Origin of the sequence: Streptomyces sp. NPDC006516, assembly GCF_040611875.1 — a bacterium.
In the GTDB taxonomy this organism is placed as follows: domain Bacteria; phylum Actinomycetota; class Actinomycetes; order Streptomycetales; family Streptomycetaceae; genus Streptomyces.
In genome coordinates this window covers 1-13,339 of the sequence record NZ_JBEXPD010000013.1, presented here as the reverse complement: position 1 = coordinate 13,339, position 13,339 = coordinate 1, and the positions used below count along the sequence as shown (strand labels likewise).

The following is a 13,339-nucleotide window of genomic DNA, read 5'->3' as shown; positions in this document are numbered from 1 at the left end:
AAAGCATTCGGCTTCCCCGGATCCGACTTCCTGCAGCAAACGGCAGTGACTCCGGCGGACCGGAATTCCGTCCGTAGCATCGGCCCGAGCAGGCTCATGACCACGACAAAGACAGGGAAAACCCCTATGACCGACGCCATGGAGATGCCGGCGACCTGCCCCGTAGCCCCCCGCGGATGGCCCAACCCGCTGCTTCCCGAGTACGGTCAGGTCCCGGCGGGCCGGCCGCTCACGCAGGTGACCATGCCGTCGGGCAGCAAGGCGTGGCTCGTCTCCCGGCACGACCACATACAGCGGCTGCTGGCGGACGACCGGTTCAGCGTCGAGCCGCACCCGACCTTCCCCATCAGGTTCCCGGCGCCCCAGGAACTGCTGGACATGATCGCCCGCGACTCGAAGAACCTGCTGGTGACCATGGACCCGCCCCGCCACACGCGGGTCCGTCAGATGGCCCTTCCCGACTTCACCATCAAGGCGTCCGAGAAGCTGCGCCCCCGCGTCCAGGAACTCATCGACCGTTACCTGGACCGGATGGAGGAGGCCGGCGGCCCCACCGACCTCGTCCAGGCCCTGGCCCTGCCGCTGCCCGCGCAGGTGATCTGCGAGATGGCCGGCATCCCCGAGGCCGAGCGCGACGTCTTCACGCGCAACGCCGCGATCATGGTGGGCACGCGCCACTCGTACACCATGGACGAGAAGATGGCCGCCAACGACGAGTTGATGAAGTACTTCGCGGAGCTCGTCACCGAGAAGCAGCAGAACCCCACCGACGACATGCTCGGCAACTTCATCACCCGCGCCGGCCGGACGGACGAGTTCGACCACCACGGTCTGACGCTGATGACGAAGATGCTGCTGCTCGCGGGCTACGAGTTCATCGTCAACCGCATCGCGCTCGGCACCCAGACGCTCCTCGACCACCCCGAGCAGCTCAAGGCCCTCCAGGCGGACCCGGCGGGCCTCATGCCGAAGACCGTGAACGAGGTGCTGCGGCACTTCAGCATCGTCGACGAGATCATCGCCCGTGTGGCGCTGGCCGACGTCGAGATCGACGGCGTGACCATCAAGGAGGGCGAGGGAATCCTCGTGCTCAAGGGCCTCGGCGACCGGGACCCCGCCAAGTACACGGACCCGGACGCGTTCGACATCCACCGCGACTCGCGGGACCACCTGGCCTTCGGCTACGGCGTCCACCAGTGTCTGGGCCAGCACGTGGCACGGCTGATGATGGAGCTCTGCTTCACCTCGCTGTTCGCCCGCTTCCCGGGGCTGCACGTGGTCGAGTCCGACGAGCCGATCGAGCTCGTCGACGGGCTGCCGCCGGTGCACAAGCTCGTGGTCGGCTGGTGAGCGGGATGCGGGTACACGTCGACCGTGACCGCTGCATCGGCGCCGGGCTCTGCGTGATGAGCGCTCCGGCGGTCTTCGACCAGGAGGACGAGAGCGGTCTCGTCGTCCTCCTCGACGAGACCCCCACGGGTGCCGACGCCGGGCACGCGCGCAAGATCGCCGAGCACATCTGCCCGTCGAAGGCCGTCCGGGTCACCGGCGGCTGAGCCTCCCGACCCAGCGGCCCCGCGGGTCCGCCGCCGCACACGCGGGGCGGACCCGCCGTCGTTCCCTCCCCCAGCACGCCTCTTGGGCACACCTCCCGGGCGGGCAGCTCGCCGTTCCGCGGTGCCCGCCGCCGTTCCCCACGGCCGCACCCTTCCGCGGTGCCGGCCGTCGACCAGAGTGGACAGCACACATGACCAGACTCAGCGGCTGGAAAGCACTCGACGCCGGGCAGGGATCCGAGCTCGTCCTGGCCGTCGACTTCGCCACCACCGGGCGCTCCGATTCCAGCTTCTCCGACCTCGCCCCGCGCCTCGGCCCGCAGTTCACCGTGTGGGAGACCAGGCAGCCCGACACCGGCGGGGGGATGTCCGCCGCGGACTACGTCGAGCGGTGGGCCCGCGAGGTCGAGGACAGCGGGCGCGCCGTCCGGGCGGTGCTCGGCTACTGCGCCGGCAGTGTCTTCGCCGGTGAACTGGCTTCCAGGCTCGCCGCCGGGCAGGCGGAGCCGCCCCGGTTCCTGGTCTTCGACCCGGAGGTGCCGACCCTGGACGCCCTGCACCGGGACTTCGACGCCATGCTGGGGCAGTTCGCCTCGGTCCTGACCGCCGGCGAGGTGGCCGCCGCCCGGCAGGCCGCTGCCACGGCGCTGGCGACCGCCCCCGGATTCGCCGCTCTCGGGAAGGAGCTCGTCCGGATCTTCCGTGAGCAGGCCGGCGCCGCGTTCGCCCGCGAGGAGCTGGACATGGACCTGCTGGAGGAGTTCGCGGCGGTGTTCGAGTCGTTCGTGTCCTATCTGGACGCGGCCCGGAGCATCGATCCGGCCGGCGCGTGGCGCACCGCCACCGCGGTGAACTCGTTGCAGCCCACCGAGGGCGCTCTGCTGGCCGCGCGCGCCGTGGAGATCCCCGTCGGCCACGTCGACATCCTGCGCAGCGACCTGACGGCCGGCGCGGTGCGGGAGATCCTGTCGCTCCACGCGGCCTCCTGAGAGGCGCCGGTCCTTCCGCCCAGGCGCCTGGCCGGGCGGAAGGACCGGCGGACTCCTGCCCGGTCAGGGCGCCGCCGTCGCCGTACGGTCGAGCCGCGCGCGCGGCCGGCTCGAACCGACGAGCGCGCCGACGGTCATGACGCACCGGTCGCCGTCCCAGGTCTCCCCCGACACGAAGACGTTGTCGGTCATCATCCGGTCGATCCGGGCCACATGACGCAGCACCGCTCCCGGACGGACCTCACCCGCGAAGCGGCAGCGCCGGAACGCCGCCGCGACCTGCACTCCCCCGGTCGTGCCGCTCGACAGCCACAGGAGCACCGAGGACTGCCCGAAGGACTCCAGCATCAGCGTCCTGGGGTACATGTACCGGGAGAGCGGCAGGCCGTCCTCCATCGCCCCGTAGCACGGCTCGGACCCGGAGACGGCCTTGACCGTGGTGATCTCCCTGCCCGGTTTCAGCGCGTCCACCCGGTCCACCAGCAGCATGGGGTGGCGTACGGGCAGCCGGTCCAGGATCGCGGTGTAGTCCGGCCCCGACGCGGCGGCGTGGGCAGGGGGCGGTCCTCCGGCCGGTGCGAGCCCGCCGGACAGGACGGCGTCCGGGCCGCCGAGCACCACCTTCGCGGCGACGACGGGGACCCCGTCCTGGCGTACGCCGTCGGCGGTGACCAGCCACTGCCCGCCTCCGGACTCCGTGGCCGTGACGTCCAGCCGGATCTCGTCGCCGCCCTGCATGGGCGCCAGCCACCGGGCGGAGACGACCTCCAGCAGGTTCAGCGGCTCGTCGGCGCCGGTGCACGAGGTCAGCGCCTGCCGGAGCCCTTCGAGCACGAACACGGCGGGCAGCAGGGTGAGGCCGGGGAAGTGCCCGGCCATGTACGGGTCGTCGGCGCGGACCGTCTTGAAGGTGCTGAAGCTCAGGCCGGGTCCGTCCGCACGCCGCTCGATCCGGTCGACCGCGCGCAGCGGGGTCGCGTAGGTGTGCGGGGCCCCGGCAGGCCGGCCGGTCATATGAACCACACGTGGTCGTACGAGGGCCAGCGGGCCGCCAGTTCGGCGGGGCCGAGTGCCACGGTGCCCGGCAGCAGGTCCTCGGGCCGGAACCCGAGTGCGGTGAGCGCGGTGTCGTCCACCAGGACCTCGAAGCCCGCGTCGACCAGATCGCGCACGGAGCCCCGGTAGTCCGGCAGCGTGTCCAGGGTCGTCGAGCCGAGCCGGACGGAGGGCACGTACGTGTGCTCGTCTACGGCCATCGTCACCGTGGCACCGCGCAGCGCCAGGTCCACCTGCTCGAACTGTCCGTGCAGGTCGAGCAGTCCGTACAGGGGGTGGAAGAACTGGACCTCGACGGCGCCCCGGTAGGCGCGGTCGAGGACACAGAGCACCCTGCGGCGGGACTCGTCGCGCTCGGTCGTCGTCATCAGGCTCCTCCGAGGTACAGCGTCTGCCTGGCCGCGTCGATGGTCCCCGCCAGCCGGAGCGGCGAGCGGTGCCGCACCTGCGGGATGTGGTGGGTCGCGCCGCGCTCCTCGGAGCAGGCGGTGCACGCGATCCAGGCGAAGCGCCCCGCGCTGTCGGCGCTCAGTCTCCGGACGATCGCCGAGGGCGAGGGGTAGTGCCCTTCGGGATCACGGGTGTTGGGGAGCTTGGTGTCGCCGAAGGTGTCCTGGGTGAGCATGTTGGCGTAACCGCACGCCCAGACCCGTACGGACCCTCCGCCGGCGAGTACCGCGTGCGAGAGCCGCAGCGCGGAGGTGACCACGTCGCCGGAGTGCGGCGCGGCCGTCATGATCAGCAGCAGGTCCCACACGCGGCGCTTCATCGGGGTCGCCATCAGTGCCACACCCCTCTGCAGTCGTCCTCGGCCAGGGCGGCGGCGACGGTGTCCATGCCGGCGAGCTTCACGTGCGGTGACAGCCTGCCGGCGTCGAGAGCGCGCTGTGCGGCGGAGAAGTCGTCCACCAGGATCTCGGCGCCCGCCCCGGCGAGCCGTTCCACCTCGGGCACGTCGCTCCCCACCGCGCTGAGCACCCCGTCCTCGACGAGGTAGACCCGCACCCGGTGGCCCGCCTCGGCCAGGGCCACGGCGTCCAGGAGGAAGGCGCCCGCGCCGGGGCCCGCCCAGTTCCCCTTGCTCTCGATCAGGAAGTAGGAGGGGGCGGCTCCGCCGGCGTCCGCGCCGCGGACCGGCTGCCCGTCCATCAGCCGCTCAGCTTCCGGCTGAGCAGTTCGCAGATGTCGGGGAAGGTGCGGAGCCCGATGAGCTCCTCCTCGGGGATCCTGATCGCGTAGCGCTGCTCCAGCGTGACGGCGAGCTCCAGAGCGATCACCGAGTCGGCTCCCAGCTCCTCGATGAGCAGCGCGTCATCGGTCAGCGCCGAGGACTCGACGTCCAGGGTGTCCGCCACCATGTCCCGCAGCTCCGACCTGTCCAGCGTGCTTTCCGCACCCACCGGATTCCCTTTCCTTCGGCTTTCCCTGTTCAACTCCGCGATATTCCGCATTCATTACTCATTCGATACGGAGTCGGCTGGTCGCGGCCGATCGTATTGCAGGAGATCGGAGGCGCCGGAGTGGTCCCGTAATTCCTGCAGGTACTTGCAGGCAGAACGGTCACCGGGTACCGGCACGGCACCCTGGTCAATCGGTGAATTTCTTTCTGCACGATCCGGAGAAGTGGGGTGCGCCGGTGACGGTCGTGGTCACGGGGCTGGGAGCGGTGTCCTGCTTCGGCGGCGGAGTCGACGCGCTGTGGGAGGGCCTGCTCCGCGCCGATCACCGGCCGGTGCCCGCACACGAGGCCTGCGGTCTGCCCGAGCACCCTCGGTTGTACGCGGCCCCGGCCGTCGGGGCCGCCGCCCCCGGGCGCACCAGCTCGCTGGTCGTCGAAGCGGTCGCGGAGGCCGTCGCCGAGGCCCGGCTGACCCGCGACGACCTGCTCGACGCGGGCCTGACCGTCGGCACGTCACTCGGCGACATCGACCTCGCGGAACTGCCGGACGGGCCCGGACGCCGGCTCGCCACGCACGGCGTGGCCGCTGTGGTCGCCGGCCGGTTCGGCATCGGGGGGTGCGGCCACACCCTGTCCACCGCCTGCTCCGCCGGGGCCTACGCGGTGGCCTGGGGCGCCCTGCTGATCGAGACCGGGCAGGCCGACGTCGTCGTCGCCTGCGGCGGCGACGCCTTCTCGCGGGTCGCCGTCGGAACGCTCCACCGGTTCGGGCTGCTGGACCCGGTGTGCTGCCGGCCCTTCGACACCGGTCGCTCGGGCATGGTCACGGGCGAGGGCGCGGCGGCCGTGGTGCTGGAGTCGGCCGCCTCCGCCCGGCGCCGGGGGGTGGCCGCGCAGGCGGTGCTCGCCGGGCAGGGCTGGAGCTGCGACGCCCACCACCCGATGGCGCCCGAGCCGTCCGGCGGTCAGCTGCGGCGCTCGGTCGCCCAGGCCCTCTCCACCGCCGGGCCACCTGGTGCCGTGGTACTCCACCGCGCCGGTGTGGCACTCAACGACTCCGTGGAGAGCACCGCCGTCAGCGAGGCCGTCACCGCTGCCGGGGGGGACATCGCCGCGACGGCGGGTTACGCGCCGAAGGCGGTCATGGGCCATACCGCAGGCGCGGCAGGCGTGTTCGGCTGTGTCATCGCCGCCCGGATGCTGGGCGCCGGTCTGGTGCCGCCCAACGCGCACGTCACCGCGGTCGACCCCTCCTGCCCGATGGATGTCCCCCTGGCAGGACCGGTGCCGCTGTCCCGCCCGGCCGTGCTCGTGAGCGGGACCGGGTTCGGCGCCAACAACGCGGCGCTCGTCTGGGAGGCCGTCGCGTGAACGTGTTGCTCATGGGCGCCGGCTCGGTGGCGGAACGTCCTCCCGCCGCGGAGGAGAGCAGGGCGGCGGCCTGGTTCGACCCTGCCGAACACCTCGGGCGGCGCGGCTGGAAATACCACTCCCCCGCCACCCGGTACCTCCTCGCGGCCGGTCATCAGGCACTGGGCAGACGCCACGACGACCTGCCCCTCGACGGCGCGCCGAGCCTGCGCCTCGGCGTGGTCACGGGCACCCAGTACGCGATCGCCCACGCGCACCGGCGGATGGACGACACCCTGCGCACGCTGGGCGTCCGGGGCATCAGCCCGGCCGAGGTACCGGCCTTCTCCATGAGCACCCCGGGGAGCCAGCTCGCCATCGGCGCCGGGGCCAGGGCGTTCTCGGTCACGCTGACGAATCCCGGCACCGCGGGTCTGGAGGCCGTGCACTTCGCGGTCACGGCGCTGCGGACGGACCGCGCGGACCGGGTGGTGGCCGCTGCCACCGACCAGGCACCGGACGGCGACGGGGAGCGCGAGCTCGACGGCGCCGCCGCCGTCGTCCTCTCGGCCCCGGACCGCGCCGACCGGGCCCGCGCGCTGGCCGAAGTCACCGGCGGGCTCTCGCGGTTCGTCGCGCGGGGAGCCGACGGCGGCCGGGACCCTGACGTGGTCGCGGCGGCCGGGAGGCGGATCGCCGCCCTGGCAGCCGGCACGCACGGCGTCAGGCTGGTCGTCAGCGGGCCCGCCGGCGCCGCACGATTCGGAGCCGCGGTGCGCGACTCCGTCGCGACGGCGCTCGCCGGGACCGGCGGTTCCCTGTGCGCTCCCGGCGGGGAATTCACCGAGGCCCGGCACTGCTCGGTGTCCGGGCTGCTGGAACTCATAGCGCTGGCGGGGACGGGGGAGAGCGCCCTCCTCGTGTCCCTCTCCGATTCCGGGCACCTCACCGCCATAGCACTGCGCAGCCCGTCACGGCCTTGATTTCACCATTTCCCTGCAACTGACGTATCTCTGAAAGGAGATGGGATACTTGGCCACCGATGACCGGTCGGATAGCATGCCGATCATGACAGCAATGGCGGCACAGCCGACCTCACGGCTGATGAAAATGCGCAGGATATGCGGCTACGGCACCGTGGTTGCGGTCATGCCGTACATGCTGATCAAAATCGTCTGGACATTCGGACTGTTCCTTCCGAACGAAGAAATGGGCGAAGCGGACTGGCGTGCGATCAACGCGACGACCGCGGTGCTCGCCGCAGTGGGAATTCTGCTGGCGGTCGCGTTCATCCAGCCCTGGGGCCAGAGACTTCCCGCGTGGCTGATCGTCCTGCCCGTGTGGGTCGGCACCGGCCTGCTCGTGCCCATGCTGGTGCTGGCGCCGGTGCTCGGTCCCGCCGCCATGTCCCAGGACGAACAGGCCGCCGCGTCCAACGACTTGTGGGCCTACGAACAGGTCCTGGTCATGATCTCGCTGGTGGGCGTGGGGATCGGCCTCCCGCTCGCGCTCGCCGGATACGCGAAGGCGCGGTGGCCCGAGGCGCTGAGCGGCCCGGTCGACCCCGGTGAGACCCGGGGGAACACGCAGGCGCTCCAGACCACCGTGGCCAGGCTGCTGGCGGCGGGCTGCGTCGTGCTCGGCCTCGTCAAGGTGTTCTGGGCGGCCGGCGGAACGCTGGGACTGGACGCGGACCGCCTGTCCTACCGCGACATGTGGTGGCACCTGCTGTCCCTGAGCACGGGCGTCTGGGCCTTCGCCGGGGCATGGGGGCTCCTGGTACTGACGAGTCGCCGCGGCCCGCGGAAGTTCCTGATCCCCATGGCGGCGTCGTGGATCTCCTCGGGCATGCTCTTCTCCTACGGCCTCTACAGCCTGCTCACGAACCTCGGCACGAAGCGGCCCTCCCCCGAGAGCGACGTGGCCCACCTGCTGGCGGGCCAGGCAGGCACGGTCCTGGGCGTACTCATGGGAATGGTCATCCTGATGGTGCTCCACGACCGCAGGGCCGCCCTGCGCGAGGCGGCCTGAACCCGTCCGCGCACACCCGCACCTCGCGCCGGGAACGCCGCGCCGACACCGTCGGCGCGGCGTTCCCGTGTCACGGGCGCCCCGCTCCGGGAGCGGGTTCGGTGCACCAGCGCGGCAGCCCGGCCCAGACGTCCGTCTCGTAGAAGTGCCCGCCCGGCAGCTCGAACGCCTCGAAGCCGCCGTCCGCCAGCGACTTCCAGTCCCGTTCCACCTCGTCGAAGGGCTCGGTGTCACCGGAGCCGTAGAGCACCCTGAGCGGTACGGTCGCGCGGGTCCCCTCGGTGAACCGGTACGACTCCGAGACGGCGAGGTCCGCACGGAGCAGTTCCACCGCGATGGCGCGTAGTTCGGGTTCGTTGGCCACCACCGCCGACATCTGCCCGAACGTACGCATCCAGTCGACGAGGACGTCGTCGCTGTCGGCCGTACGGGGGATGTGACTTCCGCGCACCCCGCGCCGGTGAGGTGCGACCCCGCCGGAGACGACGAGCGCCGACGGCCGCGCGACGCCGAGGCGTTCGAGCTGCGCCGCCGTCTCGAAGGCCAGCCAGGAGCCCATGCTGTGGCCGAACAGCGTGTAGGGCCGGCCCGCGAGACCGCGGACCGCTCCCACCACGTCGTCGCGCAGGGCGATCCAGTCGCGGGCGAACGGAGTGCCGAATCTGGACTCCCGGCCGGGATAACAGATCAGCGCCAGCTCCACGTCGTCCGGCACGACGTCGGCCCAGCGGCGAAACGGTGCCGTCCCACCGCCGCAGAAGCTCAGGCACACCAGCACCCGGCTCGCGTCCGGCCGTGGCCGGGGCCGGTACACCGCGGGGGTGGAGGAAACCGTCTGCATGATCGTCCTCTCCGGCTCCGTCCTACTCGGACTCGGCCATCTGACGCACCAGGCTCAGCGGGCGCATGTCGGTCCAGTTCGCGTCGACGTAGTCCAGGCAGGCCTGCCTGCTGTCCTGGCCGTGCTTCACCGTCCAGCCGGAGGGTATCTCGGCGAACGCCGGCCACAGCGAGTGCTGGCCCTCCTCGTTGACCAGGACGTAGTAGCTGGCGTCGTTGTCCTCGAACGGGTTGGTGCTCATCTTTTTCTCTCCAACGTTTTTCCGGGATGGGAAGAGATGTCTGCCGAAAGACCGCACGGGAGCGATTCGGCGGGGGTGTGCGAAAGCACATCGGCACACGCCGGATTCAGGCGGTGCCCTTCCGGGCCGCCGGAACAGCGGCAGGAACCGGCCCCCCGTGCTCCGTGTCCTCGCACGGGCTCGGGGAACGCATGTCGCCCATCAGCATCAGAGCGGCACGCGCCGAGGGCAGAACCGACCGCCCTTCGCGGGTCAGCCGCGCACCGCTGGGGTGCCGGGTGAACAACTTGAAACCGAGGGACCGTTCCAGGCACTGGATCTGATAGGTGATCGCTGCCTGCGAATAACCGAGTCGCCGTGCCGCGGCATCCATTCGCCCGGTTTCCGCGACCGAAACGAAAGCCTTCAACTCACGCTCGTGCATCACACCTCGCATTCGGCCCGTATCGCGGCAGAAATTCCGAAGACCAAGAACGCCGTGCCGAAATCCTATCGATATCTCCGCCGCTCCTCCCCCTCTCCTTTCAGGAAGCTGCACAGCCGCACGGCCGCCGGATCGGCGGGAGGGTGTGACGCCGGGCAGGGGGGCGAGGAAGCCGCTCGCCCCCTGCCGGAAGCCGGCGAGGGGGCGAGCGGTCGTGCGGTCGTGCGGTCGTGCGGTCGTGCGGAGGAGAATCCGGAGCGGCTACCGGCCTCGCGAGCCGACGAGGTCCTCGGAGCCGTCGTGGGCGCCGGGCTCCGCACGGTCGCCCGTGGGCGCGGCGTCACGGTTGCCCGGCCACCAGGCTTTCGCTCCGACGAGCGTGGTGATCGCCGGCACCAGCAGGATCGCGGTCACGAACGCGCTGAGCAGGATTCCGAAGGCGACCGCGAAGCCCATCTGCTTCAGCATCGCGTTGTCCGCCAGCATCAGCACGCCGAAGGTGCCGGCGAGGATGACCGCCGCGGCCCCGATGGTGGGCGCGGAGTGCGTGACGGCCCTCCGGACGGCCTCCTGCGGCTCCTTGCCGCTGTTGATCTCCTCGCGGAGCCTGGCCACCATCAGGATGTTGTAGTCGGTCCCGATGGCGACGACGAAGAGGTAGACGATCACCGGCAGCATGAACAGCAGCCCGTCCGAGCCACTTTGGAACAGCCAGACGGTGGCACCGAGGGTGCCTCCGAAGCCGAGGCCGACCGAGATCATCAGATACCAGGGAGCGATGAGGCTGCGCAGCATCAGGCCGAGGATGAGCATGATCGCCACCGCGGCGATCGGGAACACGAGCTTGTAGTCCCGGTTCACCGCGGTCCGGACGTCCGTGAGGACGGCCGTGCTGCCGCCCACGAACTGTTCGGTGTTCTCCGGGGCGGCCTCGTGGACCGTGTCCCGCAGCTCGCCCCCGACCAGTTCGATGGCCCTGTCGTCGGTGGGACGGTGGTCGAGCACGACGGCGTACTGCGCGACCGTGCCGTCGGGGCTGACCAGGGCCGGGGCGACCTGCGCCACGCCGTCGACGCCCGCCAGCTCCTTCTCGTAGGCCGCGAGCCGTGCCGTGTCCAGGGACGCCTTCCCGGTGGACTTCACATAGACGAACGTGGGGTCGGACTGCCCGGCGGAGAAGCCGCTCTGGAAGTCCTCCATCGCCTGGACGGACTCCAGGGTGTCCGGGAGCGAACTCTCGGTGTCGTACTCCGCCTTGAAGCCGAAGACCCCCGTGGCGAGCGCCACGAGCACCACACCGGACACACCCGCGATGACGCCCGGCCTGCGGGAGGCGAAGCTCCCGACGCGGTCCGAGAGCGCGTTCCTCGGCTGTGTGCGCCAGGCCTTGGACGGCCAGAACGCCTTGGTGCCCAGCAGGGAGAAGACGGCCGGTACGAGGGTGAGGGCGGAGAGCAGGGTGACGGCGACGGCGATCGCCAGCGCGAGGCCCATGCTGCTGAGCATGCCCATGGAGGACAGCAGCAGCGAGAGGAACGCGGCGATGACGACGCCCGCCGCGGACGCGATGGTCTCGCCGACCCGGCCGGCGGCCGTGGCCAGCGCCTCCTTGGCCGGCATGCCCTCCCGCAGGTGCTCGCGGTAGCGGAACAGCAGGAAGAGCGTGTAGTCGGTGCCGACACCGAAGAGCACCACGATGAGGATGGCCGAGATGGAGGCGGGAGCCGCCATGCCGGCGAGCTCGCTGGCCGTGGCGATGACCCCCATGGTCACCGTGAAGACCACCCCGATGACGAGGACGGGCAGCAGCGCGATCACCGGGCTGCGGAAGATGACCAGCAACAGGACGATGATGAGGACCAGCGTGGCCATCATGACCATGGCGTCGGTGCTGTCCGAAGCCTCCGTCGAGTCCAGGACGGTGGCGGTGGCCCCGGTGTAGCCCACCTCGAGCCCGCTGCCGGAGAGCCGCCCGGCGGTCTCCTCACGGATGTCGCCGACGGATTCGACGAGCGTCTCGTCGTTGGCCGTCTTCGTCGAGGCGAAGACGTGGACGAGGGCGATCTTCCCGTCCGGCGACACCGCCTTGGGGTCGGCCACCACTTCGGTGATCTTCGCGAACCTCTCGGCCCCCAGACCGGCCGCGATCTCGCCGGTCTTCTTCTTGTCGGCCTCGGTCAGCTTGCCGCCGTCGGCACGCCGGACCACGCCGATGGCCGCCGGCTGGCGGCTCTGCGGGAAGGCGTCCCGCTGGATCTCCACCGCGCGGACCGACTCGTAGTGCGACGGGAGGAACTCCGCCTGGTCGTCGGTCGGCTTCAGCTGCGGCGCCAGCGCGACCAGGGCTGTGGTCGCCAGCAACCACAGCGCGACGACCAGCCATGGGCGGTTCACCGAGAACCGCCCTATCCCTCGGAACATGGGAATCCTCCACGTCTTCACCCGCGGCTCGTCCCGCGGCCGCGTATCTGCACTCGGACCTTTGGACCGCCACGTTCCGCAACGCGCCCGACGACTTCAAGTAGCCGTGCAACGACCTGCAGCGACAACCGGTCAGCGTCCGCCGCGCCAGGAGACGTGGGCGGAAGCCGGGGACTCCGCACGCCGCCAGGAGGCCCGGGCGGTCCCCGTGCCGCCCGGTGCGGACGGCCCGGATCGCCGGCCCGCGGCCAGCACCACCGCGACAGCTGCCGCCAGCTCCTCGGGAGTGGGCGAGCCGTGCACGACTCTCAGCAGGGATCCGCCCTGCTCGTCGCCGGCGCTCACGCGGGCTGGTTCCCGTGCTTGCGCGAGGGCAGGTCGGCGTGTTTGAGCCGCAGCATCTCCAGGGCGCGGATCAGCAGATGGCGCGTCTCGGCGGGGTCGATGACGTCGTCGACCAGGCCGCGCTCAGCCGCGTAGTAGGGGTGCATCAGCTCGGCCTTGTACTCCTTGACCAGCTGACCGCGCACCGCCTCGGGGTCGTCGGCGCCGGCGATCTCGCGGCGGAAGATGACGTTGGCCGCGCCCTCGGCGCCCATGACCGCGATCTCGTTGGTGGGCCACGCGTAAGCCAGGTCGGAGCCGATGGATGTGGAGTCCATGACGATGTAGGCCCCGCCGTAGGCCTTGCGCAGGATCAGGGAGATCCTGGGCACGGTGGCGTTGCAGTAGGCGTAGAGCAGCTTCGCGCCGTGCCGGATGATCCCACCGTGCTCCTGGTCGACGCCGGGCAGGAAGCCGGGTACGTCGACGAGGGTGACCAGCGGGATGTTGAACGCGTCGCAGAACTGGACGAAGCGAGCGGCCTTCTCGGACGCCTCGATGTCCAGCACCCCGGCGAACGACAGGGGCTGGTTGCCCACGATGCCCACGACGTGGCCGTCGAGGCGGGCGAGCGCGCAGACGATGTTGCGGGCCCAGCGTTCGTGGACCTCCAGGAAGTCGCCGTCGTCGACGAGCTCCTCGATGAC

General features: G+C 71.1%; 17 protein-coding genes. 6 read left to right on the top strand and 11 right to left on the bottom strand.

Annotation, left to right across the window (positions count from 1 at the left end; all coding sequences use genetic code 11):
* Window positions 1–126: 126 nt before the first annotated feature.
* The 3 genes from ABZY45_RS28065 (at window position 127) to ABZY45_RS28055 (ending at window position 2,545) form a co-directional block, all read left to right on the top strand.
* Window positions 127–1,350 (top strand): cytochrome P450, encoded by a 1,224-nt coding sequence (locus ABZY45_RS28065; protein WP_356744229.1) that lies wholly within the window; start codon window positions 127–129, stop codon window positions 1,348–1,350.
* A gap of 5 nt (window positions 1,351–1,355) precedes the next feature.
* Window positions 1,356–1,556: a ferredoxin gene (locus tag ABZY45_RS28060; RefSeq protein ID WP_356744227.1), complete on the top strand. Its 201-nt coding sequence runs from the start codon at window positions 1,356–1,358 to the stop codon at window positions 1,554–1,556.
* Between the two features lie 191 nt (window positions 1,557–1,747).
* On the top strand, window positions 1,748–2,545 hold the full coding sequence (locus ABZY45_RS28055) for a hypothetical protein (protein ID WP_356744225.1): 798 nt from the start codon (window positions 1,748–1,750) through the stop codon (window positions 2,543–2,545).
* Window positions 2,546–2,608: 63 nt separating this feature from the next.
* Here the strand turns inward: ABZY45_RS28055 and ABZY45_RS28050 are convergent, their stop codons facing one another.
* From ABZY45_RS28050 to ABZY45_RS28030, 5 genes are read right to left on the bottom strand one after another with little or no spacing between them, the layout of a single operon-like run.
* Window positions 2,609–3,559: a hypothetical protein gene (locus tag ABZY45_RS28050; protein WP_356744223.1), complete on the bottom strand. Its 951-nt coding sequence runs from the start codon at window positions 3,557–3,559 to the stop codon at window positions 2,609–2,611.
* Window positions 3,556–3,969, bottom strand: coding sequence for a hypothetical protein (locus tag ABZY45_RS28045; RefSeq protein WP_356744221.1), 414 nt, complete (start codon window positions 3,967–3,969; stop codon window positions 3,556–3,558). Before ABZY45_RS28045 ends, ABZY45_RS28050 begins: the two co-directional genes overlap by 4 nt.
* Window positions 3,969–4,382: a hypothetical protein gene (locus tag ABZY45_RS28040; RefSeq protein ID WP_356744219.1), complete on the bottom strand. Its 414-nt coding sequence runs from the start codon at window positions 4,380–4,382 to the stop codon at window positions 3,969–3,971. The genes ABZY45_RS28045 and ABZY45_RS28040 overlap by 1 nt, the downstream gene beginning before the upstream one ends.
* Window positions 4,382–4,750, bottom strand: coding sequence for a hypothetical protein (locus ABZY45_RS28035; RefSeq protein ID WP_356744217.1), 369 nt, complete (start codon window positions 4,748–4,750; stop codon window positions 4,382–4,384). The genes ABZY45_RS28040 and ABZY45_RS28035 overlap by 1 nt, the downstream gene beginning before the upstream one ends.
* Window positions 4,750–5,001 (bottom strand): acyl carrier protein, encoded by a 252-nt coding sequence (locus tag ABZY45_RS28030; RefSeq protein ID WP_356744215.1) that lies wholly within the window; start codon window positions 4,999–5,001, stop codon window positions 4,750–4,752. The genes ABZY45_RS28035 and ABZY45_RS28030 overlap by 1 nt, the downstream gene beginning before the upstream one ends.
* 194 nt (window positions 5,002–5,195) lie before the next feature.
* Between ABZY45_RS28030 and ABZY45_RS28025 the strand changes: the two genes are divergently transcribed.
* The 3 genes from ABZY45_RS28025 to ABZY45_RS28015 all read left to right on the top strand — a co-directional run bounded on the left by ABZY45_RS28025 (window position 5,196) and on the right by ABZY45_RS28015 (window position 8,381).
* A complete protein-coding gene (locus ABZY45_RS28025; RefSeq protein WP_356744213.1) occupies window positions 5,196–6,371 on the top strand; it encodes a beta-ketoacyl synthase N-terminal-like domain-containing protein in 1,176 nt (391 codons plus the stop codon).
* Window positions 6,368–7,333 (top strand): beta-ketoacyl synthase N-terminal-like domain-containing protein, encoded by a 966-nt coding sequence (locus ABZY45_RS28020; RefSeq protein WP_356744211.1) that lies wholly within the window; start codon window positions 6,368–6,370, stop codon window positions 7,331–7,333. Before ABZY45_RS28025 ends, ABZY45_RS28020 begins: the two co-directional genes overlap by 4 nt.
* Before the next feature lie 85 nt (window positions 7,334–7,418).
* Window positions 7,419–8,381: a hypothetical protein gene (locus ABZY45_RS28015; RefSeq protein WP_356744209.1), complete on the top strand. Its 963-nt coding sequence runs from the start codon at window positions 7,419–7,421 to the stop codon at window positions 8,379–8,381.
* A gap of 70 nt (window positions 8,382–8,451) precedes the next feature.
* Here ABZY45_RS28015 and ABZY45_RS28010 read toward each other — a convergent pair whose 3' ends face one another.
* The 6 genes from ABZY45_RS28010 to ABZY45_RS27985 form a co-directional block, all read right to left on the bottom strand.
* Window positions 8,452–9,222: an alpha/beta fold hydrolase gene (locus ABZY45_RS28010; protein ID WP_356744207.1), complete on the bottom strand. Its 771-nt coding sequence runs from the start codon at window positions 9,220–9,222 to the stop codon at window positions 8,452–8,454.
* Window positions 9,223–9,244: 22 nt separating this feature from the next.
* Complete coding sequence (locus tag ABZY45_RS28005; RefSeq protein ID WP_356744205.1) at window positions 9,245–9,463, bottom strand: MbtH family protein; 219 nt, start codon at window positions 9,461–9,463, stop codon at window positions 9,245–9,247.
* A gap of 106 nt (window positions 9,464–9,569) precedes the next feature.
* Window positions 9,570–9,887, bottom strand: coding sequence for a LysR family transcriptional regulator (locus ABZY45_RS28000; protein WP_356744203.1), 318 nt, complete (start codon window positions 9,885–9,887; stop codon window positions 9,570–9,572).
* Between the two features lie 261 nt (window positions 9,888–10,148).
* A complete protein-coding gene (locus tag ABZY45_RS27995) occupies window positions 10,149–12,308 on the bottom strand; it encodes an MMPL family transporter (RefSeq protein WP_356744201.1) in 2,160 nt (719 codons plus the stop codon).
* A gap of 132 nt (window positions 12,309–12,440) precedes the next feature.
* Window positions 12,441–12,653 (bottom strand): acyl-CoA carboxylase epsilon subunit, encoded by a 213-nt coding sequence (locus ABZY45_RS27990; RefSeq protein WP_356744199.1) that lies wholly within the window; start codon window positions 12,651–12,653, stop codon window positions 12,441–12,443.
* On the bottom strand, window positions 12,650–13,339 hold a 690-nt coding region (locus tag ABZY45_RS27985; protein ID WP_356744197.1), incomplete at its 5' end, for a carboxyl transferase domain-containing protein. The genes ABZY45_RS27985 and ABZY45_RS27990, both read right to left, overlap by 4 nt.

What these genes read in the sequence shown, in the direction of transcription:
- ABZY45_RS28065 (WP_356744229.1), top strand. Translation starts at nt 127, where the DNA reads ATGACCGACGCCATGGAGATGCCGGCGACCTGCCCCGTAGCCCCCCGC.
- ABZY45_RS28010 (WP_356744207.1), bottom strand. Translation starts at nt 9,222, where the DNA reads ATGCAGACGGTTTCCTCCACCCCCGCGGTGTACCGGCCCCGGCCACGG.
- ABZY45_RS28060 (WP_356744227.1), top strand. Translation starts at nt 1,356, where the DNA reads ATGCGGGTACACGTCGACCGTGACCGCTGCATCGGCGCCGGGCTCTGC.
- ABZY45_RS28055 (WP_356744225.1), top strand. Translation starts at nt 1,748, where the DNA reads ATGACCAGACTCAGCGGCTGGAAAGCACTCGACGCCGGGCAGGGATCC.
- ABZY45_RS28035 (WP_356744217.1), bottom strand. Translation starts at nt 4,750, where the DNA reads ATGGACGGGCAGCCGGTCCGCGGCGCGGACGCCGGCGGAGCCGCCCCC.
- ABZY45_RS28040 (WP_356744219.1), bottom strand. Translation starts at nt 4,382, where the DNA reads ATGGCGACCCCGATGAAGCGCCGCGTGTGGGACCTGCTGCTGATCATG.
- ABZY45_RS27995 (WP_356744201.1), bottom strand. Translation starts at nt 12,308, where the DNA reads ATGTTCCGAGGGATAGGGCGGTTCTCGGTGAACCGCCCATGGCTGGTC.
- ABZY45_RS28050 (WP_356744223.1), bottom strand. Translation starts at nt 3,559, where the DNA reads ATGACCGGCCGGCCTGCCGGGGCCCCGCACACCTACGCGACCCCGCTG.
- ABZY45_RS28015 (WP_356744209.1), top strand. Translation starts at nt 7,419, where the DNA reads ATGACAGCAATGGCGGCACAGCCGACCTCACGGCTGATGAAAATGCGC.
- ABZY45_RS28000 (WP_356744203.1), bottom strand. Translation starts at nt 9,887, where the DNA reads ATGCACGAGCGTGAGTTGAAGGCTTTCGTTTCGGTCGCGGAAACCGGG.
- ABZY45_RS28005 (WP_356744205.1), bottom strand. Translation starts at nt 9,463, where the DNA reads ATGAGCACCAACCCGTTCGAGGACAACGACGCCAGCTACTACGTCCTG.
- ABZY45_RS28045 (WP_356744221.1), bottom strand. Translation starts at nt 3,969, where the DNA reads ATGACGACGACCGAGCGCGACGAGTCCCGCCGCAGGGTGCTCTGTGTC.